Origin of the sequence: Nakamurella panacisegetis (genome assembly GCF_900104535.1) — a bacterium.
Taxonomy (GTDB): Bacteria; Actinomycetota; Actinomycetes; order Mycobacteriales; family Nakamurellaceae; genus Nakamurella; species Nakamurella panacisegetis.
The window spans coordinates 1,207,303-1,223,733 of sequence record NZ_LT629710.1 but is presented as its reverse complement, the minus strand read 5'-3'; the positions used below and the strand labels follow the sequence as shown (position 1 = coordinate 1,223,733).

Sequence of the window (16,431 nt, the reverse complement as noted above, 5' to 3'; positions counted from 1 at the left end):
CCCATACCCCTTAGGGGTATACCGTGAGTTCGAGTACCCCCCACGGGTATCCGCACGGAACAGGAGGCCACGCGATGTCGAGCAGCAACCAGACGACCAGGTACCAGGTGACCGGGATGACCTGCGGTCACTGCGAGGCAGCCGTCAAGGGTGAGCTGGCCCAGGTCGACGGGGTGGAATCGGCCGAGGTGGCGTTCACCGACGGGATCCTGGTCGTGACCGGACGGGACGACCTGGATGAGCGCGCCGTACTGGCCGCCGTCGACGAGGCCGGTTACCAGGCGGTACGACTGCCGTGAGCACCAGCACCGACGCCGCCGACGCGGAGACCGTCCGGCAACACATCGATCTGGACATCAGCGGGATGACCTGCGCGTCCTGCGCGATGCGAATCGAGAAGAAGCTCAACAAGCTCGACGGGGTACTCGCCTCGGTCAACTACGCGACCGAGAAGGCTTCGGTCCTGGCCGCGGCCGGCGTCGAGGTCGGCGACCTGATCGCTGTGGTCGAGAAGACCGGCTACTCGGCCACCGTTCCTGCCCCGGAGGCAGAATCCGACGAGGCCGATCCGGCTCTCCGGGTGCTGCGGTGGCGCCTGCTGGTGGCCTTCGCTCTTTCGTTGCCGGTGATCGCCCTGTCGATGATCCCGGCCCTGCAGTTCACCTACTGGCAGTGGGTCACCCTGGCCCTGGCCACCCCCGTCATCGTCTTCTCGGCCTGGCCGTTCCACCACGCCACATGGGTCAACCTGCGCCACGGTGCGGCGACCATGGACACCCTGATCTCGGTCGGCACCGGCGCCGCCTTCCTGTGGTCGCTGTACGCGCTGGTCTTCGGTACCGCCGGCGAGCCCGGTATGAAGGAGCACTTCGAGCTGACCGTCATGCGGTCGGACGGCACCGGCAACCTGTATCTGGAGGTCGCGGCCGGGGTCACCCTGTTCGTGCTGTTGGGCCGGTACTTCGAGCAGCGCTCCAAGCGGCGGGCCGGGGCCGCACTGCGGGCGCTGCTCCAGCTCGGCGCCAAGGACGTCGCCTTGCTGCGGGACGGCGCCGAGGTTCGGGTCCCCAGCTCGTGGCTGGTCGTCGGCGACGAATTCGTCGTCCGGCCGGGCGAGAAGATCGCCACCGACGGCATTGTCACGTCCGGTCGGTCCGCGGTGGACGCCAGCCTGCTGACCGGTGAGTCGGTTCCGGTCGAGGTGGTCGAGGGCGACCCGGTGGTCGGGGCAACGGTCAACGTCGGCGGTCGTCTCGTGGTGCGGGCCGCCCGGGTCGGCGCCCAGACCCAGTTGGCCCGGATGGCCCAACTGGTACAGGACGCACAGTCGGGCAAGGCCCAGGTGCAGCGGCTGGCCGACCGGATCGCCGGGGTCTTCGTCCCGATCGTCATCGGCATCGCGGTGGTTGTCCTCATCGCCTGGATCGCCGCCGGCGCCACCGTCGCGGCTGCGTTCACCGCGGCCGTCGCCGTGCTGATCATCGCCTGCCCCTGCGCGCTCGGACTGGCCACCCCGACGGCGCTGTTGGTCGGCACCGGCCGGGGCGCGCAGCTCGGCGTGCTGATCAAAGGCCCGGAGGTGCTGGAATCCACCCGCCGGGTCGACACCGTGGTGCTGGACAAGACGGGCACCGTCACGACCGGCCGGATGACCCTGCTCGACGTCCTCGTCGACGGGGCCGAGCGGGCCGACGTCCTTCGCCTGGCCGGCGCTCTCGAGGACGCCTCGGAACACCCGATCGCCCAGGCCGTGGCCCGCGCCGCCCGACAGGAGCTGGGCTCCCTCCCGACCGTCGAGTCGTTCCAGAACGTCGAGGGCCGGGGCGCGCGGGGCATTGTCGACGGGCACGCCGTGCTGGTCGGCCGGGAGAGTCTGCTGGCCGACCGGGCGCAGCCGCTGACCGAGCCGCTGGTGGCCGCCCTGGCGAGCGCACGCCAGCAGGGGCTCACCGCCATCGCGGTGGGATGGGACGGTCGCGCCCACGGCGTGCTCGTGGTCGCCGACGCCGTCAAACCCACCAGCGTCCGAGCCATCTCCGAACTGAAAGCCCTTGGACTGGAACCTATCCTGCTGACCGGCGACCACCAGGCGGTGGCCGAACAGGTGGGCGCCGAGGTCGGCATCAACTCCGTTGTCTCCGGCGTCCTTCCCGGTGGCAAGGTTGACGCGGTACGTCGCCTGCAGGAGCAGGGCCGGGTGGTCGCGATGATCGGAGACGGAGTCAACGACGCGGCGGCCCTGGCCCAGGCCGATCTCGGGCTGGCCATGGGTACCGGCAGCGACGTGGCCATCGAGGCGGCCGACATCACGCTGGTCCGCGGCGACCTGCGGGCCGCGGTCGACGCCATCCGGCTCTCCCGCCGCACCCTCCGAACCATCAAGATCAACCTGTTCTGGGCCTTCGCCTACAACGTGGCCGCCATCCCGCTGGCTGCCTTCGGCCTGCTCAACCCCATGCTGGCCGGTGCGGCCATGGCCCTGTCCAGCGTGTTCGTCGTCGGAAACAGCCTGCGGCTGCGGTCGTTCCGGTCGGTCATCAGCAGGTGACCCGGTGCGGGATCAGTCCGCGTCGATCAGCTGACCGGGCCGGACGTAGGCGTAGCCCTCGACGTTCGGAGTGACGACGAGGTTCGGGTGATTGCCGCCCTCGTCGGCCACTTCGCCCTCCTGGTGCACCCAGTAGTACGACGAGAGCCGTTCGTAGGTCGGCACGTCGACCGCCTTGACCTTGATCAGCGGGCCGTCGAGGCGGACCGGGTACGACGTCTCCTCCTCCTTGAGGAATCGCGGTTTGTCGTCGTCGAAATCGATCCTTCGCGGCGATCCGCCGGCCGTGTACACGTCCACCCGCCGGTCCGCCCCGAAGAACCAGGCGGTGTCCTTCACACTCTTCACCCCGTTCGCCCCGGCTGCCGCGGCCTGATCGTCGAACGTCACCTGCTGACCCTTCTTCAGTTGCTCGTACAGTCGGGTCAGTTCCAGGCCGAGGCCGGGGGACAGGCCGTCGACGTCGATGTATCCGTACTTCTTGTCCTCGCGCGACCAGAGCCGGACGCCCCAGTTGATGCCGAAGTTCTCCAGCAGCGGACCGGCCGGGTACCCGGTGACGAATCGGGTCCAGTCCTGCAGGTTGGACAGTTCGGCCACCGCCCGGTGCACCAGATGACGAAGGTCGTCGCCCGGGACACCGGTGACCACGGCCGCGGTGAAATCCGGGACGCCCGGTATCTCCTGCTCGCTCAGGGCGGCCTTCATCGCGGTGGCCTGGTCGCCGTCGAAGACGATGTTCGCCTCGGTGTTGTCCCAGCTGCTCATCTTGGCCAGCGCGATCTGCGGCGTGATACCCAGTCGCAGCCACCAGTTCATGGCCGCCATTCCGGTCCGGGCGCTTCGGGCCCGCCTGGCCTCGGCGGCCGCGGCGCCGGCGCGGTACTGGGAGATGCAGTCCAACCCGATCCGGACCACCTCGATCGCCGCCAGCCCGGCCGCCCCCACCCGGGTCGAGGTCGGCGTGACGATCTGCCCACCGGGTGCGTAGATGGCCCGGCCGCTGGTCTCGGCCCGGGCCACCACCTCGTTCAGCTCGATCTGACGGGCCAGCGTCTCCGACAGCACGGTGCGGAACTCGGCGCTCATCTCACGTTGGGCGACCATGGCCGACATCTCGGCGGTGCGAGCCTCGAACTTCTCCGGCGTCCACTCGGCCTGGGTCGCCGCCCAGGCCGACTTGACGTGCTCGTGAACCACCGCGGTACCGAGCACGCCTTTGGCGGCGCGCCATAGGTCGTTCGTCTCGGCGCGGGCCTTGAACAGTTCTTCCACGTTGTCGGCCTGCATCGCCTGGATGATGCGGACCGAGTTGTACGACAGCCGGGAGTACAGGCTCAGGCCCTGACCGTGAGCCACCAGGTCGTTCGCGGCCTGGGTGAGCTGCGTGTCGTGTTCGGGCAGGGTCGCCGCCAATTGTTGGAGGGCCGCCGTCACCTGGGTCATGTCGGCGCTGGTGCGGACGCCGCCGACGCCCGCCTCGGCGGTGCGCATCTCGTTCCAAATGGTGTCGGTGGCGGTGCGCAGCTGCGTCTGCCGGTTCTGCAGGTCGGTCTCGGTGGCGGTGAGTGAACTCAGCATGGCGGCCGGTGCGTCGCCGCCGCTCAGGGAGGCCCGGAGGGCGGCCGTCTCGCTGAGCATGTTGGAGATGGCGGCCAGTTTGCGGTAGGCGTCCCGGAGCGGGGTGTCGTTGGCCTGCAACGCACTGATGGCCGTCTGCGCCCCTTGCATATCGACGGTGACGCGGGCCAGCGCGGACCCGCGGGCCCGCACGGCCTGGGCCTGACCGGCCGGGGACGGGTCACCTTCGATCTTCTCCGGGGACACCCCGGCCGTGTCCAGGAAGTTGTACGTCGACGACGGCTTGGCGGCGAAGTTGGTGGTGGTCTGCCCGACCAGCCGGAGGTCCCCGTTGCCCGACTCGTAGGCCAGCTGCAGCATGTTGATCATGCCGCGGGCATCGGGTCCGCTCTGTTCGCCGAAGTGATGCGGCGCCTCCATCAACTTCAGGTTGTGGCCCTCCGACCCGAGGATGAGCCGCAGCCCGGAATCACCGACGGCATTGACGATCTCGTCGAACTGCCGGCCGTTGGCGTCCGCGGTGAAGAGCATCCGCTGCCCGTTGACCAGGTCCCGGACGACGGTCACCGGGCTCGTGTGGTTGCGGTTGTAGGTGGTCCGGCTCGCGTCCATCAGGTTCTGGTGGGCCGCCACCGACCGATACTCGGTCAGCTCCATGTTGCCGATGACGATCCGGTTCACGTGTACCGATCCACCGCCGCCGGTGACGTTGATCTCCAGCACGCGTTGGGTCGGCTGGGCGGTCAAGGACATCGTGCTCCATGCCCCGGCCCCTGCGCCTCGCACCTGTTCCATCGCGACCTGGATCGTGGTCGCGGCGAATCCGGCGTTCGTCATCAGGGCCCGGGCCGCGTTGTAGTGGTCCGTGTCGGCGTGGGACAGGATGATCCGCTCGGGGACGCCGGTCACCCCGGTCGCCACGGCGCCGATCGCGTTGGCCAGCTTGAGAACCGACGGTGCGGTGATGCTGCTCGTCTGGCCGGCCCCGGCGTCCATCAGGACGCTCCCCCCGCCGATCGACGACACCAGGATGGCGCGGCCCTTGCCGGGCTGGAAGATCCATGCCTCCACCCCCTGTCCCACCGCCGGTGCGACCGTGGTGAGACGAAAAGCGTTGGTGCGGAAGCCGTCCAATCGGGTCCCGAACTGCATCCCGAGGATCACCGGCTGAGGCGGGCCGACGGTGAACCCTTGCGGGAACCCCTGGACCAGCAGGCCGCGGTCGCCGTCGTCCAACACCAGCCCGGCGGTGATCAGGGCCGCCGCCGATGTCTGGTCCAGCCCGGCCGCCGCCGTGCCCGGAGTGGTCGGGCCAGGCGGGGTCGGGCCGGGTGGGCCGCCGGGCCCGTCCCGCTGCACTGTCGCCTGGGCCTGCTGGACCCGCGCGACGGTGGCCCGGTTGCCGGCCTGCCGTTGCAGTTGGATCAACTGGTGCGGATCCGGCCGGGCGCGCGCCGGTGCCGGCCGGCCGGACGGCGCCGGCGGCCGATCGGCCCGCTCCTGCGGCGCGTACGGCATGCATCCAGCCTGCCCGATGCGCCGCCCGGCTCCGAGGGTTCGCCGGGCGCCCGAACGGGACACGCGGGTTTCCCCTTGGGGCAAGGCGGGGTCGCTACCTCCGGGACGAGCTCGACGTGGCCGCCTCACGCACCGCAGCCGCGACCGCCGGTGCCACCTTCGGGTCGAAAACACTGGGCACGATGTAACTCTCGTTGAGTTCCTCCGGTGCCACGGCGTTCGCGATGGCGTTGGCCGCGGCCAGCAGGGTCGCCTGGGTGATCTCGTGGGCGCCGGCGTCGAGCATGCCGCGGAAGTAGCCCGGGAAGGCGAGCACGTTGTTGATCTGGTTCGGGAAGTCCGACCGGCCGGTGGCCACGATCGCGGCGTGCAGCCCGGCCTGTACCGGGTCCACCTCCGGATCAGGGTTGGCCAACGCGAACACACAGGCGCGAGGGGCCATCGTGGCGATGTCGTCACCCGTGAGCAGGTTCGGGGCGGACACCCCGATGAACACGTCGGCCCCGACCAGGACCTCCTGCAGGGTGCCGGTAAGGCCGCGCGGGTTCGTGTTGTCGGCGATCCACTTCCGGAACTCGTCGCCGGTGGCCCGGCCGGCGTAGACCGCACCCTTGCGGTCGCAGCCGACGATGTCGGTGGCGCCCTGGGCCATCAGCAGCCGGATGATGGCGTGCCCGGCGGCACCGACCCCGGCCACCACGATCCGCAGGTCGGCCAGATTCTTGTCGACCACCCGCAGCGCGTTGGTCAGTGCGGCCAGGACCACCACGGCGGTGCCGTGCTGGTCGTCGTGGAAGACCGGGATGTCCAGCAGTTCGCGCAACCGGGCCTCCACCTCGAAGCAACGGGGCGCCGAGATGTCCTCCAGGTTGATCCCGCCGTAGGTCGGGGCGATGATCTGCACCGTGCGGACGATCTCGTCCACGTCCTGGGTGTCCAGGCACACCGGCCACGCGTCGACGCCGGCGAACCGCTTGAACAGGGCCGCCTTTCCCTCCATGACGGGCATCGCCGCCTCCGGGCCGATGTTGCCCAGGCCGAGGACGGCGGAGCCGTCGGTGACGATGGCGACCGTGTTGCGTTTGATGGTCAGGCGGCGCGCGTCCGCCTTGTTCTCCGCGATCGCCATGCAGACGCGGGCCACACCGGGGGTGTAGGCGCGGGAGAGGTCGTCGCGGTTCTTCAGCGAGACGGTCGGGTTGACCTCGAGCTTGCCGCCGAGATGGATCAGGAAGGTCCGGTCGCTGACCTTCCGCACCTCGACCCCGGGCAGGCCGCCAACGGCCTGGGTGATGCGCTCGGAATGCTCGACGTCGGTGGCGTCACAGGTGACGTCGACGACGATGCGGCCGGGATGCGATTCGACCACGTCCAACGCGGTGAGCGAGCCGCCGGCCGAAGCGACGGCCGCGGTGAGCTGGGAGGTGGCGCCGACCGACGGCGGCATCTCGACGCGCAGGGTGACGGAATATCCGGGACTGGTTGACGCCATTGTCATGCTCCGAACGGTGACCGGTGAAAGGACGGGCCAGCAGTCTAAGGCTGTGGCCCGGTCGGGTTCACCGGCGGCTCACCGGGAGCGGGGGGTCAGTCCTCGGTCTTGGTCACCGGCGACTCGGACAGCGCGGCGTCGATGACGAGTCCGACGCCGATGCCGGCCATCCAGATGTCCTTGGCGAACGGGACGCCGCCCTGGCTGGGGCGGAACTTGCTGTCGTGCAACGCCGGGGTGCGGGCGTACATACCGAGCAGGCTGCCGGCGAAACCGGTGAGCGCCAGCCCGGCCAGGCCGGCCGGGACCAGCGGGAACAGCAACGCTGCGCCGAGCGCGATCTCGCTGACGGCGAGGCCCTTGAGGAACACGGTGTCGGGGACCTTGGCCAGGACCGGATACGCACCGACCGCCATCCCGTGGGCGCCGGCCGCGGTCTCCTTGTCGCCCTTGAGCTTGCCCAGACCGGAGTTGAGGATGTAGGCGCCCGCGGCGAGCCGGAGCGGGGCGCGGCGGAGTTTCGCGGCAAGAGACATGTCCCGACACTACCCGGACCCCCCATCGGTCAAACCGGGCGCACCGGCCGGGCGGCCGCTCGCTCGCCCAGGACGACGGTGGCCGAGATCTCGTCGATCAGCCGCGACCAGGCGGGGGTGGGGATGTCGTGGCCCATGCCGTCGATCACCACGAACCGAGAACCCTTGATGGCGGCGGCCGTCGCGCGGCCGCCACTGAGGTTGATCAGGGGATCTGCGTTGCCGTGGATCACCGTGGTCGGTACGGCGACCCGTTGCAGCGCCGCGGTTCTGTCCGGGGCGGCCAGGATGGCGGCGAACTGACGGGTGCCGCCGGCGGGGTCGTAGCATCGGTCGTAGGACTGGCCGGACAGGTCGCGGACGGCCTCGATCTCGGACGGGAACCCGGGCGAACGGATCTTGGAATACATGGCGGTGCTGGCGGCGATGGCACCCTCGCGGTCGGCCGCCGGTTTGGCCCGCATCATCAGCCAGAGCACCTCGGGGTGAGGTTTGCCGACGGGCAGGGCCCCGGTGGTCGAGGACAGCGAGGTCAGGCTGCGTACCAGGTCGGGACGGAGCAGGACGAGGTTCTGCGCGATCATGCCGCCCATCGACACCCCGACCACGTGGGCGCCGGGCAGCCCGAGCGCCTCGATCAGTCCGGCGGCATCCCGGCCCATGTCGGTCAGTCGGTAGGCCGGCCGGGACAGCCCCAGGAAGGAACCGATCGGCTTGCCCGGGCCGGCCGCGCCGAAGTGGGTGGAGAACCCGACGTCGCGATTGTCGAACCGGATGACGAAGTGCCCGCGCTCGGCCAGGGCCTGACAGAACCCGGTGCGCCAGGCGAGCATCTGCGTGGAAAGGCCCATGATCAGCAACACCGGGACATCCGCTGGGTCGCCGAACGTCTCGTAGGCCAGGTCGATGCCGTTGGCGGAAACAATGTCGACGCTCATCCGGACAGGGTAGGACCCGGTTCATCACCCGCGTACGCCCACTGGGGCGGAAGTCGCCCACGGATGGCCGCACGATCTTGAAACGTTCCGACCAGGGGGCGATGATCGGCCGATGGCGAGCAACGACGCGACCGGATCGGATCCGCTGCGTCTGCTCGATCCTTTGCTCGGGCCGTGGGTCGCTGAGGGCGAGAGTCCGGTCGGGCCCTATCTGTGCCGCCGCCGATTCAGGCGCATTCTGGATGGCCGATACGTTCAGATGGACACCCATTGGGAATACGTCTCGAGCGAGTTCGACGAATTGACGGTGTTCGGACCGGATGAGACCCACGGCCTGCAGTACTGGTCGTTCAGTTCCGATGGTGATCGGTCGGTCGGGCATCTCACCTCGGCCGGGGGGCGGTCGGACCAGGCCGTGGTGTTCGAGTCGCTCGCCCCGATCAGCCGATTCCGGTATTCCTACACCCCGATCGGTGCGTCCGGCGTGATCGTCTTCGTCGTCGAGTCGAGGTCACGCACCGGATGGATCCAGCTGTTGGAGCATCACTACCGGGCGGCCTGATCCGCCGTCCCAGTGATGCACGCCCCAATGCATGGTGCACCAATCATTGGTAGGCTCTGCGGTATGAGTTCGCCTGAGACCGACCCCCTGGCCCTGGAGCAGCAGGTGTGCTTCGCCTTGGTGGTCGCGGCCCGAAGCGTGGTGGCGCTCTACAAACCGCTGCTGGAACCGATGGGCCTGACCCACCCGCAGTACCTCGTGATGCTGGCCCTGTGGCAGCGTGCGCCGCTCTCGGTCAAGGATCTGAGCGGCCGGTTGCAGCTCGATCCGGGGACGCTCTCCCCGCTGCTGAAGCGCCTCGAGGCCCAGGGGCTGTTGGTGCGGGCACGCGACACGGCCGACGAGCGGCTGCTGTCGGTGTCGCTCACGCCCGCCGGCGTCGCCCTGCGGTCCGACGCCGAGCGGATTCCCGAAGCCGTGGTGCAACGGTTGGGGATGAAGGTGGCCGATCTCCGAGAACTGCACACCACATTGACCGGGTTCATTTCCCGTACCCACGCTATCGATTCGGAGCAGGACCGATGAATGAAGTGAATGATCTCGCGCGTGTCGCGCTCGCCGCCGCCGACGACGGAGGCGGTTTCAGCATCGGCACCCTGCTGATGTACATCGGTGGGGCGATTCTGCTGGCATTCTTCTGCAGTCTCGGGTTGATCGCCCGCATCAGGGACCGCCGGGTCGAACAACGAAGGGTGTCGGCCGCCTCGCGAAGCCGATCAGATTCCGCCGACGTGACCCACCAGTTGCCCGATCCCGAAGGTCACGATCATGGCCAGCGCTCCGCCGACCAGGATGCGCATCACCGCCCGGAATCGAGCTGAGCCGCCCAGCCGGGCACTGATGGTCCCGGTCAGGGCGAGCGCGACCAGTACCGCGGCGAACGTCACCGGGATCCGGGCGCCGGGCGGGGGTAACAGGATGGCCAGCAGCGGGAGCAGAGCCCCGATGCTGAACGACACCGCCGAAGCGAACGCCGCCTGCCAGGGGTTGGTCAGCTCGTCGGGGTCGATGTTCAGTTCGACGTCGACGTGGGCGGCGAAGGCGTCATGGGCGGTGAGCTCGCGGGCCACCAGCTGGGCGGTCGACGGGCTCAGGCCCTTCGCCTCGTACATGGCGGTCAGCTCGGCCAGCTCCGCCTCCGGGCTCTCGGCCAGCTCCCGGCGTTCCTTTTCCAGCAGCGCCCGCTCGGTGTCCCGCTGGGTGCTCACCGACACGTACTCGCCGAGGGCCATCGACACCGCGCCGGCGATGAGGCCGGCCACCCCGGCGGTCAGGATCGGGCCTTTCGCCGTGGTCGCGGCGGCCACGCCGATCACCAGGCCCGCGGTGGAGACGATCCCGTCGTTCGCGCCGAGCACGCCGGCCCGGAGCCAGTTGAGCCGCGACGACAGCCCGCCCGCATGCGGTTCGTCAGCGTGCCCGTGGTCCACCTCGGCGGTGGTGGGCGTGGTGTTTCCGGTCTTGCTCACGCTTCAACCGTAGGTGAGTCCGGGCAGGTCGCGCCAGCAATGCAAGCCTTGCCTGACCGTTGGGAGACGGGACCGGCTAGCGCCGTACCGGCGTCATCAGCCGCAGAGCCAGAACCGGGCAGGCGTTCGCCGCGGCTCGGGCGCGACGCAGCAGATCCGGCGGAATCGGCCCACTGGGCAGAATCGGGTAGCCCCATTCGTCCAGTTCGATGGCCTCGGGCAACTCGTCGGCGCAGAGTCCGTGGGCGCGGCAGCCGATCGGGTCGACCAACAGCCGGAGATCCTTGGTGCTCACGCTCGTCCTCCGTCGATCGATCCGCCGAGCGGGACCATCGGGGGCCCGGCGAGGCAGCGGGCCAGCCGCAGATGACCGTCGAGATGGACCGCTTCGGGGCCGGTCATCACCTGTAGCGCGCTGGCCGCCAGGGCCACCGCGCCGTCCGGGTGCCCGCACGCACCGCGCCCGTTGATCACCGGCAGGCGGTGGCGGAGGCGTCCCAGAGCGGTCCGGTCGCCGGCCACCAGCCCGGCCATGTCAGCGGCAATGGCCGGCAGACCGAACATGCACGGGCCGCACTGCCGGGCACCGGCCGCGGCCAGGTGGTCCAGGATCCGCGCCGTCTCGCGGAGCACGCACCCGTGGGGCGGCAGGACGACGATCGAGGCCACCCCCTTCACCCCTCCGGCCGCCGCGAGTTCCGCGGCGCTGAAACCGATGTCGGCGCCACGGGTGAGGTCGATCCAACGACCGGCCAGGCCGCCGACCAACGCCCAGGACGGGTCGGTGGCCGGGTGGTAGCCGACAGCGGCCAGGATCGTCCGAAGTGCGGTGCCACCGGCGATCTCGACCACGCCGGGCCGAGATACCGCCCCGGCCACCGTCACCAGCGTGGTGCCGGGCTCGTCGGGGGTGCCGACCGAGGTGAACCAGTCCGGGCCGAACCGGGCGATCAGGGCGACCTGCGCGAGCGTCTCCGCGTTGTCGACCAGGGTCGGTCGGCCGTCCACCCCCGACTCCCAGATCGCGGTCAGACGCCCGCCCGGGCGGGCGTCACCGGAATTGAGATACCGGACCAGCGCGGTGGACTCGGATGCGACGAACCGCGCCGGGACGCCCGCGATGGCGATGCCGGCGGCCCCCGGCCCGCGTTCGGACAGGGCCCGCCGCAGCCCGGTGGTGGTTCCGGCCCCCTCATGAACGGCCAGGATCACCCGGTCGGCGCCGACCGCGGCCGCGGCCAACACGGCTCCGTCGATCACCAGATGGGGTGAAGTCGTCAGCAGCACAGCGTCTTTCGACGACGTCGGATCACCTTCACAGCAGTTGGCGATGACCACCGCCGGTCGCCGCGCCGACGAGGCCTGCGCCACCGCGCGGAACTTGCGCCCGGTCGGGAAACCACCGCCGCCGCGGCCGAGCAGGCCGGCCGCGGTGATCAGGTCGGCCAACCGGGGCGCGACGGCCAGCGGAAGGGGCCCGAGCCGAGCTTCGTGGTCGGCCAGATGCACGGCCGGCCGGGTCGGCAGCAGACGAGCCGTGCTGACGGTGGTCGGAGGATGCAGGGCGGTGCTCAACGGCCGGCTCCGATCGATTCGCGGGGATGGGCGGTCGTCGCGGCCTGGCGGGCCACGCTGTCCGGGTGCCGGTCGGGCCGCAGCCTCACTGCGAGGGCGCCGAGAACGCCGGCGATGCAGACAATGTCGAGGATGATCATCCAGGGCGACGTACCGTCGCCGCCGGACGTGCCGAAGCCGTGCAGGACGGCAATCGGCCACATGGCGTACGAGCTCAGATGCACGGCCTTCCACGCCGACGGGGAGAGACGGCGTCGGAGAGCGCTGGTGATCCCGACGGCCAGCATCAGATCGACGGCCACTGTGCCGAGCCCGATCCACATCGGTTCCCACGCCGAGCGGAACGGCAGGATCGCGTCCAGGAAGGAAAGGCTGACGTAGCCGTCGCTGATCGCCGTGACGATGTGGATCGCGAGGAAGGCCATTGACGTGATGGTCAGGGACCGGTGCAGGCGCAGCACGGCGGCGCGGGGCAGAAACGACGAGCCCTTTCGTCCGGCGGTGAGTATGCCGAGCACCATGACGGCACTGAACAGCACCAGGGAGACGGCGCCGGTGGCCCGGCTGGCGTACCAGAGGATCTGGGTGCTCATCACGCCGCTCGCTGCTGATCGGCCGGCCATCCGGCCACGGCCACGACCGAGCCGTCGATGCGGACCAGCCGGGACGGGAGGCGACGCTCGGCCAGCCAGACGGGCGCCTGGTCGCCGAGGATGATCGCCGCGGTGGCGCCGGCGTTGGCGTCCACCGCGCTGCCGGCCGCGACCGACGCACTGCGCCACAGCGGAGCCGGATTCTCTCCGGTGCGTGGATCGACCAGGTGGTGCCGCACACCGACCGGCGTGCGCCACCGGCGGGCGGTGATCGACGACGTGGCCAGGCCGCCGCTGCTGATCGCGACGGTCGTCTGCGGATCGGCCTCGGCCGTGCGGTGGTCGTCGGCGATGGCGATGCTCCAGCCGCCGTCCGGAGCCGGCCCGGCGACGGAGATGTCGCCGCCCAGACTCACCAGCACCCCGCATCCGAGGCGGGAGTGGATCCGAACCGCCGCCCGATCGGCGGCGAATGCCTTCGCGGTGGCACCCAGATCGAGTCCCACCCCGGCCGGGACGGTGACCGTGGCGGCTTCGTGATCGTGTTCGACCCGCCAGGCCCCCGGGGCCGGCCGGGCGGTTGCCGTGGCCTCGCCGATGCCCCGGTCGACCAGATCGGAGAGCCCGGCGATGTCGCCGAGCAGGGCGATGTCCCGGTCGTAGCCCAGGGCGATGACGGCGGCCGCGACGGTCGGGTCGACGAGGTACGAGGTCGCGGAGGCGATCCGGAGTGCGGCCGCCATCGCGTCGTTCAGGGTCGGTGACAGGGACACCCGACGGCCGGGGGAGCGGAGCAGGGCGTTGATCTCGGAGTCGGCCCGGAACCGGCTGCAGGCCACTTCGGTGTGGCCCAGCTCGTCGTCGAGTTCGGCTCGTGCGGCGCCCAGTGCGGCCGGATCGGTGACGACGAGAGTGGCTGTCGTGGACCAGATCTCGAAATCCACGCGACCGCTGGTGGGGTTCATCAGGAACCTCCCGACGAGGCGCTGGCCGCGGCGGAGGTGGTGGTCGGAGCGGCGGTGCTGCTCAGAGTCGTGCTCGTCGTGCTGCTGGATGTCGTCGTGCCGGACGACGTGCTGGCGGCGGCTGCGGTGGTGGCAACGGTGGAGTTCGTGGTGACGCCGGTCGTCGCCGCCGGCGTCGCGGCCGCGGCTGGTGAGGCCAGGGCGATCGTGGTCGCCACGGTCGCCGCGCCGGCCACGCCGGCCACCCCGGCCGTCAGCAGCCTGACCCGGCGACGCAGCCGCTGGCCGGTTCGGATCCGGTCGGATAGTTCCATGACGAAGGCCTCCTTGGAGTGGATGCCTTCACCTTGATGGCCCGGGCTATGCGGCTCCTGTGCGTCGTCTGAGGCAATGCATGGGAACTGCCGCCCGCGAACGTCCCGTCGATCGGAGCTCGGCGGGGACCGGCCCGCTACTGCGTCAGAACCGGCCGCCCTCGCCGAACCCGCCCGAATCGCCGCCCCCGAAGCCGCCGCCGCCGAAACCGCCACCGCCGAAACCGCCGCCGCCGAAACCGCCGAATCCGCCGCCCCGGCCTCCGCCGCTGAGCATGCCGCCGAGGATGCCGCCCAGCACGGCGCCGGTGAAGCTGCCGCCCCCGCCTCCGGCGAAACCGCCACCGCCCGGTCCCTGCCAGCGACCCATGTCGTTCTGGGCCAGCCGGGCCGCCTCATCGGCCAGCGACTCGGCCTGGCGTGATTCGGACAGCGCGGCGGCCGGGTCGGAGCCGGCCTGGGCCAGCGCGTTCGACAGGTGCCGCTGGGCCTCGGCCAGGCGGGTACGGGCCTCGCTGCCGACGGCGCCCCGCCGGGTGTTGATGAAGTCACCCGCGCCGGTGATCTTGGACTGGGCCGCGTCCAGCGACTGCTGCAGGGCGGCCAGGGCGCGCTGTTGGGTTTCCTGAGCGGATCGGGTGGCGGCCAGGATGTCGTCGAGCGTCGCGTCGGCCTCCCGGACCCGTTGTGTGGCCAGGATCGGATCCTTCGGTCCGGCCGGGCCGGCCACCGTCTTCAATGCCGTCTCGACCTGCTGCAGGCGTTGCGCGATCGACGCACCGGCCGAGCCGGTGCTGCCCTGCCCGAACGCCGTCCTGGCCGCATCCAGCTCGGCCTGCACCGGGGCCAGGCGCGCCGGCAGCTGGGCCGACGCGTCGGCCAGGTCGGAGCTGAGCTTGTCGATCGCGTCGAGCAGCGTCTTGGCCTGGGCGACCGCCTCCTGGGCGCTGCGGGCGGCGACCACGGCCGGAGTGTTGTCGGCCGCCGTGCTCTCGGATACAGCGGTGGCCATCGCCTCCCTGGCGAAGGAGATCCGGTGGCCGGCCTCGGCGGCGTTGTTGATGATCGTGGACAGGGCGCTCGGCGCGTAGGTGCTGCTCAGCCGGGCCAGCGTGGCCATGGCGTCCGGCACCCGGTTCTCCTGGGTGGCGACGTCGCTGTTGAGGGCGGTGAGCGCGGTCGGAAGCTGGTTCTTCAGATCCAACATGGCATCGAACCGGTCGCTCTGCGCGTCCAGTTCGGCGTCGGCCTCGGTGCACCGCTGGATGATCTCGTTCATCCAGGCCCGGCGGGTGTCGTCGTCCTCGGGGATGTCGTCGTCGATCTGCTGTCGCAGCTGGAAGGCGGCGGCCAGGGAGGTGCGTGCCCGTTCGAAGGCGGCCCGGAAATCGGCCATGGCCGGCGCACCGAAGGTGGACTCGGCCAGGGTCAGCTGCTGTTCGCTGGTGCGGACGGCGTTGTCGGTGGCGATCAGGACCTGGACACTCCGGTCGGACACCGACTGCAGCGGCTCCAGCGGTTCGGTCGGCCTGCCGGGCTGCCCGTCCCCGCGGCCGCCGCCGGTGGCTCCACCCGGTTGGTTGGGGTTGGCCGCCTTGGTCTTACGGGCTCGCAGGTACCAGACCAACCCTCCACCGAGCAGGACCAGCAGGACCACCCAGAGGATCCAGGACTTGCTGCCGGAGGACCCGGCGGCACTGGACGCGGTGCAGGACGGGGCGCCGGCCGAGCTCGCCGTCGGGGTACCCGCGCTGCCGATCGCTGACCGATAGCCATCGGCTGCGGCGACAACCGCCCCGGCCCAGTCGCCGCTGCTCAGCTTGGGGGTGATGTCCTGCTGGGTGACGGCGGACAGCCTGGTCGAGTCGAGCGGGAACGTGGAGGACGCCTTGATCCCGAACGACCGGTCTTTCGTGGCCACGGCCAGCAGGATGGTGTTGGCCCCGAGGCCGGACTTGGTGAACGTCTGAGCCGCCCACGACTCACCGGAGGTGCCCGAGAAGCTGTCGGTGAACACCACCCACAGCTGCACGGAGTCGGCCGAGCGCAGATCGGCCAGGGCGGTGTTCACCGAACTGTTGCTGCATCCGACCGACTTGTTGTGGTCGGTGATTTGGCTGGGCAGGCTGAACGGGCCCTCGGCCGATGCCGTGCCGGCCCCGGCCAGGATGCCGCACAGCATCAGCAACGCCACCAGCACAGCGCGCAGCGGGGAACGGGACGTCACTCGTGACAACGACATGTGACGCAGCTTATCGGCGTGGTCCGGGCACCGGACGGCCACGATCATGCGCTCGGGTCCGGCCTCGGGCCGGAGACCGGAGCTGCCCTCCGGGCCGG

Annotated in this window: 15 protein-coding genes; 4 read left to right on the top strand and 11 right to left on the bottom strand. The window is 70.5% G+C overall.

Annotation, left to right across the window (positions count from 1 at the left end):
* Nucleotides 1-74 precede the first annotated feature (74 nt).
* Together BLS97_RS05330 and BLS97_RS05325 are read left to right on the top strand one after the other, a co-directional pair.
* A complete protein-coding gene (locus BLS97_RS05330; RefSeq protein ID WP_090474910.1) occupies nucleotides 75-299 on the top strand; it encodes a heavy-metal-associated domain-containing protein in 225 nt (74 codons plus the stop codon).
* Nucleotides 296-2,548, top strand: coding sequence for a heavy metal translocating P-type ATPase (locus BLS97_RS05325; protein ID WP_231988372.1), 2,253 nt, complete (start codon nucleotides 296-298; stop codon nucleotides 2,546-2,548). The genes BLS97_RS05330 and BLS97_RS05325 overlap by 4 nt, the downstream gene beginning before the upstream one ends.
* Nucleotides 2,549-2,560: 12 nt before the next feature.
* Here the strand turns inward: BLS97_RS05325 and BLS97_RS05320 are convergent, their stop codons facing one another.
* From BLS97_RS05320 to BLS97_RS05305, 4 genes are all read right to left on the bottom strand, one after another.
* Entirely contained in the window at nucleotides 2,561-5,647 is a 3,087-nt protein-coding gene (locus tag BLS97_RS05320; protein WP_090474909.1) for a hypothetical protein, read from the bottom strand.
* A gap of 94 nt (nucleotides 5,648-5,741) precedes the next feature.
* Complete coding sequence (locus BLS97_RS05315; RefSeq protein WP_090474908.1) at nucleotides 5,742-7,139, bottom strand: NAD-dependent malic enzyme; 1,398 nt, start codon at nucleotides 7,137-7,139, stop codon at nucleotides 5,742-5,744.
* Between the two features lie 95 nt (nucleotides 7,140-7,234).
* Complete coding sequence (locus BLS97_RS05310; protein WP_090474907.1) at nucleotides 7,235-7,675, bottom strand: hypothetical protein; 441 nt, start codon at nucleotides 7,673-7,675, stop codon at nucleotides 7,235-7,237.
* A 29-nt stretch (nucleotides 7,676-7,704) separates the two neighbouring features.
* Nucleotides 7,705-8,613: an alpha/beta fold hydrolase gene (locus tag BLS97_RS05305; protein ID WP_090474906.1), complete on the bottom strand. Its 909-nt coding sequence runs from the start codon at nucleotides 8,611-8,613 to the stop codon at nucleotides 7,705-7,707.
* 112 nt (nucleotides 8,614-8,725) lie between these two features.
* Here BLS97_RS05305 and BLS97_RS05300 point away from each other — a divergent pair, with 112 nt between their 5' ends.
* On the top strand, nucleotides 8,726-9,175 hold the full coding sequence (locus tag BLS97_RS05300; RefSeq protein ID WP_090474905.1) for a hypothetical protein: 450 nt from the start codon (nucleotides 8,726-8,728) through the stop codon (nucleotides 9,173-9,175).
* A gap of 63 nt (nucleotides 9,176-9,238) precedes the next feature.
* Nucleotides 9,239-9,700, top strand: a complete 462-nt coding sequence (locus BLS97_RS05295; protein ID WP_090474904.1) for a MarR family winged helix-turn-helix transcriptional regulator — start codon at nucleotides 9,239-9,241, stop codon at nucleotides 9,698-9,700.
* 191 nt (nucleotides 9,701-9,891) lie between these two features.
* On the opposite strand, the gene BLS97_RS05290 is transcribed toward BLS97_RS05295, so the two are convergent.
* The 7 genes from BLS97_RS05290 to BLS97_RS05260 form a co-directional block, all read right to left on the bottom strand.
* Nucleotides 9,892-10,644 (bottom strand): VIT1/CCC1 transporter family protein, encoded by a 753-nt coding sequence (locus BLS97_RS05290; RefSeq protein ID WP_231988370.1) that lies wholly within the window; start codon nucleotides 10,642-10,644, stop codon nucleotides 9,892-9,894.
* A gap of 76 nt (nucleotides 10,645-10,720) precedes the next feature.
* Nucleotides 10,721-10,939 (bottom strand): ferredoxin, encoded by a 219-nt coding sequence (locus BLS97_RS05285; RefSeq protein WP_090474903.1) that lies wholly within the window; start codon nucleotides 10,937-10,939, stop codon nucleotides 10,721-10,723.
* Nucleotides 10,936-12,219 carry an NADH-ubiquinone oxidoreductase-F iron-sulfur binding region domain-containing protein gene (locus BLS97_RS05280; protein WP_172832220.1) on the bottom strand — a complete coding sequence of 428 codons (1,284 nt, stop codon included), beginning with the start codon at nucleotides 12,217-12,219 and terminating at the stop codon, nucleotides 10,936-10,938. Before BLS97_RS05280 ends, BLS97_RS05285 begins: the two co-directional genes overlap by 4 nt.
* Nucleotides 12,216-12,812 (bottom strand): ferric reductase-like transmembrane domain-containing protein, encoded by a 597-nt coding sequence (locus BLS97_RS05275; RefSeq protein WP_090481406.1) that lies wholly within the window; start codon nucleotides 12,810-12,812, stop codon nucleotides 12,216-12,218. Before BLS97_RS05275 ends, BLS97_RS05280 begins: the two co-directional genes overlap by 4 nt.
* Nucleotides 12,812-13,777 (bottom strand): FAD:protein FMN transferase, encoded by a 966-nt coding sequence (locus BLS97_RS05270; RefSeq protein WP_090474901.1) that lies wholly within the window; start codon nucleotides 13,775-13,777, stop codon nucleotides 12,812-12,814. The genes BLS97_RS05275 and BLS97_RS05270 overlap by 1 nt, the downstream gene beginning before the upstream one ends.
* A complete protein-coding gene (locus BLS97_RS22675; protein ID WP_157695202.1) occupies nucleotides 13,777-14,091 on the bottom strand; it encodes a hypothetical protein in 315 nt (104 codons plus the stop codon). Before BLS97_RS22675 ends, BLS97_RS05270 begins: the two co-directional genes overlap by 1 nt.
* 145 nt (nucleotides 14,092-14,236) lie before the next feature.
* A complete protein-coding gene (locus tag BLS97_RS05260) occupies nucleotides 14,237-16,333 on the bottom strand; it encodes a TPM domain-containing protein (protein WP_172832219.1) in 2,097 nt (698 codons plus the stop codon).
* Between the last annotated feature and the right edge of the window lie 98 nt (nucleotides 16,334-16,431).

What these genes read in the sequence shown, in the direction of transcription:
- BLS97_RS05315 (WP_090474908.1), bottom strand. Translation starts at nt 7,139, where the DNA reads ATGGCGTCAACCAGTCCCGGATATTCCGTCACCCTGCGCGTCGAGATG.
- BLS97_RS05275 (WP_090481406.1), bottom strand. Translation starts at nt 12,812, where the DNA reads ATGAGCACCCAGATCCTCTGGTACGCCAGCCGGGCCACCGGCGCCGTC.
- BLS97_RS05295 (WP_090474904.1), top strand. Translation starts at nt 9,239, where the DNA reads ATGAGTTCGCCTGAGACCGACCCCCTGGCCCTGGAGCAGCAGGTGTGC.
- BLS97_RS05330 (WP_090474910.1), top strand. Translation starts at nt 75, where the DNA reads ATGTCGAGCAGCAACCAGACGACCAGGTACCAGGTGACCGGGATGACC.
- BLS97_RS05300 (WP_090474905.1), top strand. Translation starts at nt 8,726, where the DNA reads ATGGCGAGCAACGACGCGACCGGATCGGATCCGCTGCGTCTGCTCGAT.
- BLS97_RS05320 (WP_090474909.1), bottom strand. Translation starts at nt 5,647, where the DNA reads ATGCCGTACGCGCCGCAGGAGCGGGCCGATCGGCCGCCGGCGCCGTCC.
- BLS97_RS05305 (WP_090474906.1), bottom strand. Translation starts at nt 8,613, where the DNA reads ATGAGCGTCGACATTGTTTCCGCCAACGGCATCGACCTGGCCTACGAG.
- BLS97_RS22675 (WP_157695202.1), bottom strand. Translation starts at nt 14,091, where the DNA reads ATGGAACTATCCGACCGGATCCGAACCGGCCAGCGGCTGCGTCGCCGG.
- BLS97_RS05310 (WP_090474907.1), bottom strand. Translation starts at nt 7,675, where the DNA reads ATGTCTCTTGCCGCGAAACTCCGCCGCGCCCCGCTCCGGCTCGCCGCG.
- BLS97_RS05260 (WP_172832219.1), bottom strand. Translation starts at nt 16,333, where the DNA reads ATGTCGTTGTCACGAGTGACGTCCCGTTCCCCGCTGCGCGCTGTGCTG.
- BLS97_RS05270 (WP_090474901.1), bottom strand. Translation starts at nt 13,777, where the DNA reads ATGAACCCCACCAGCGGTCGCGTGGATTTCGAGATCTGGTCCACGACA.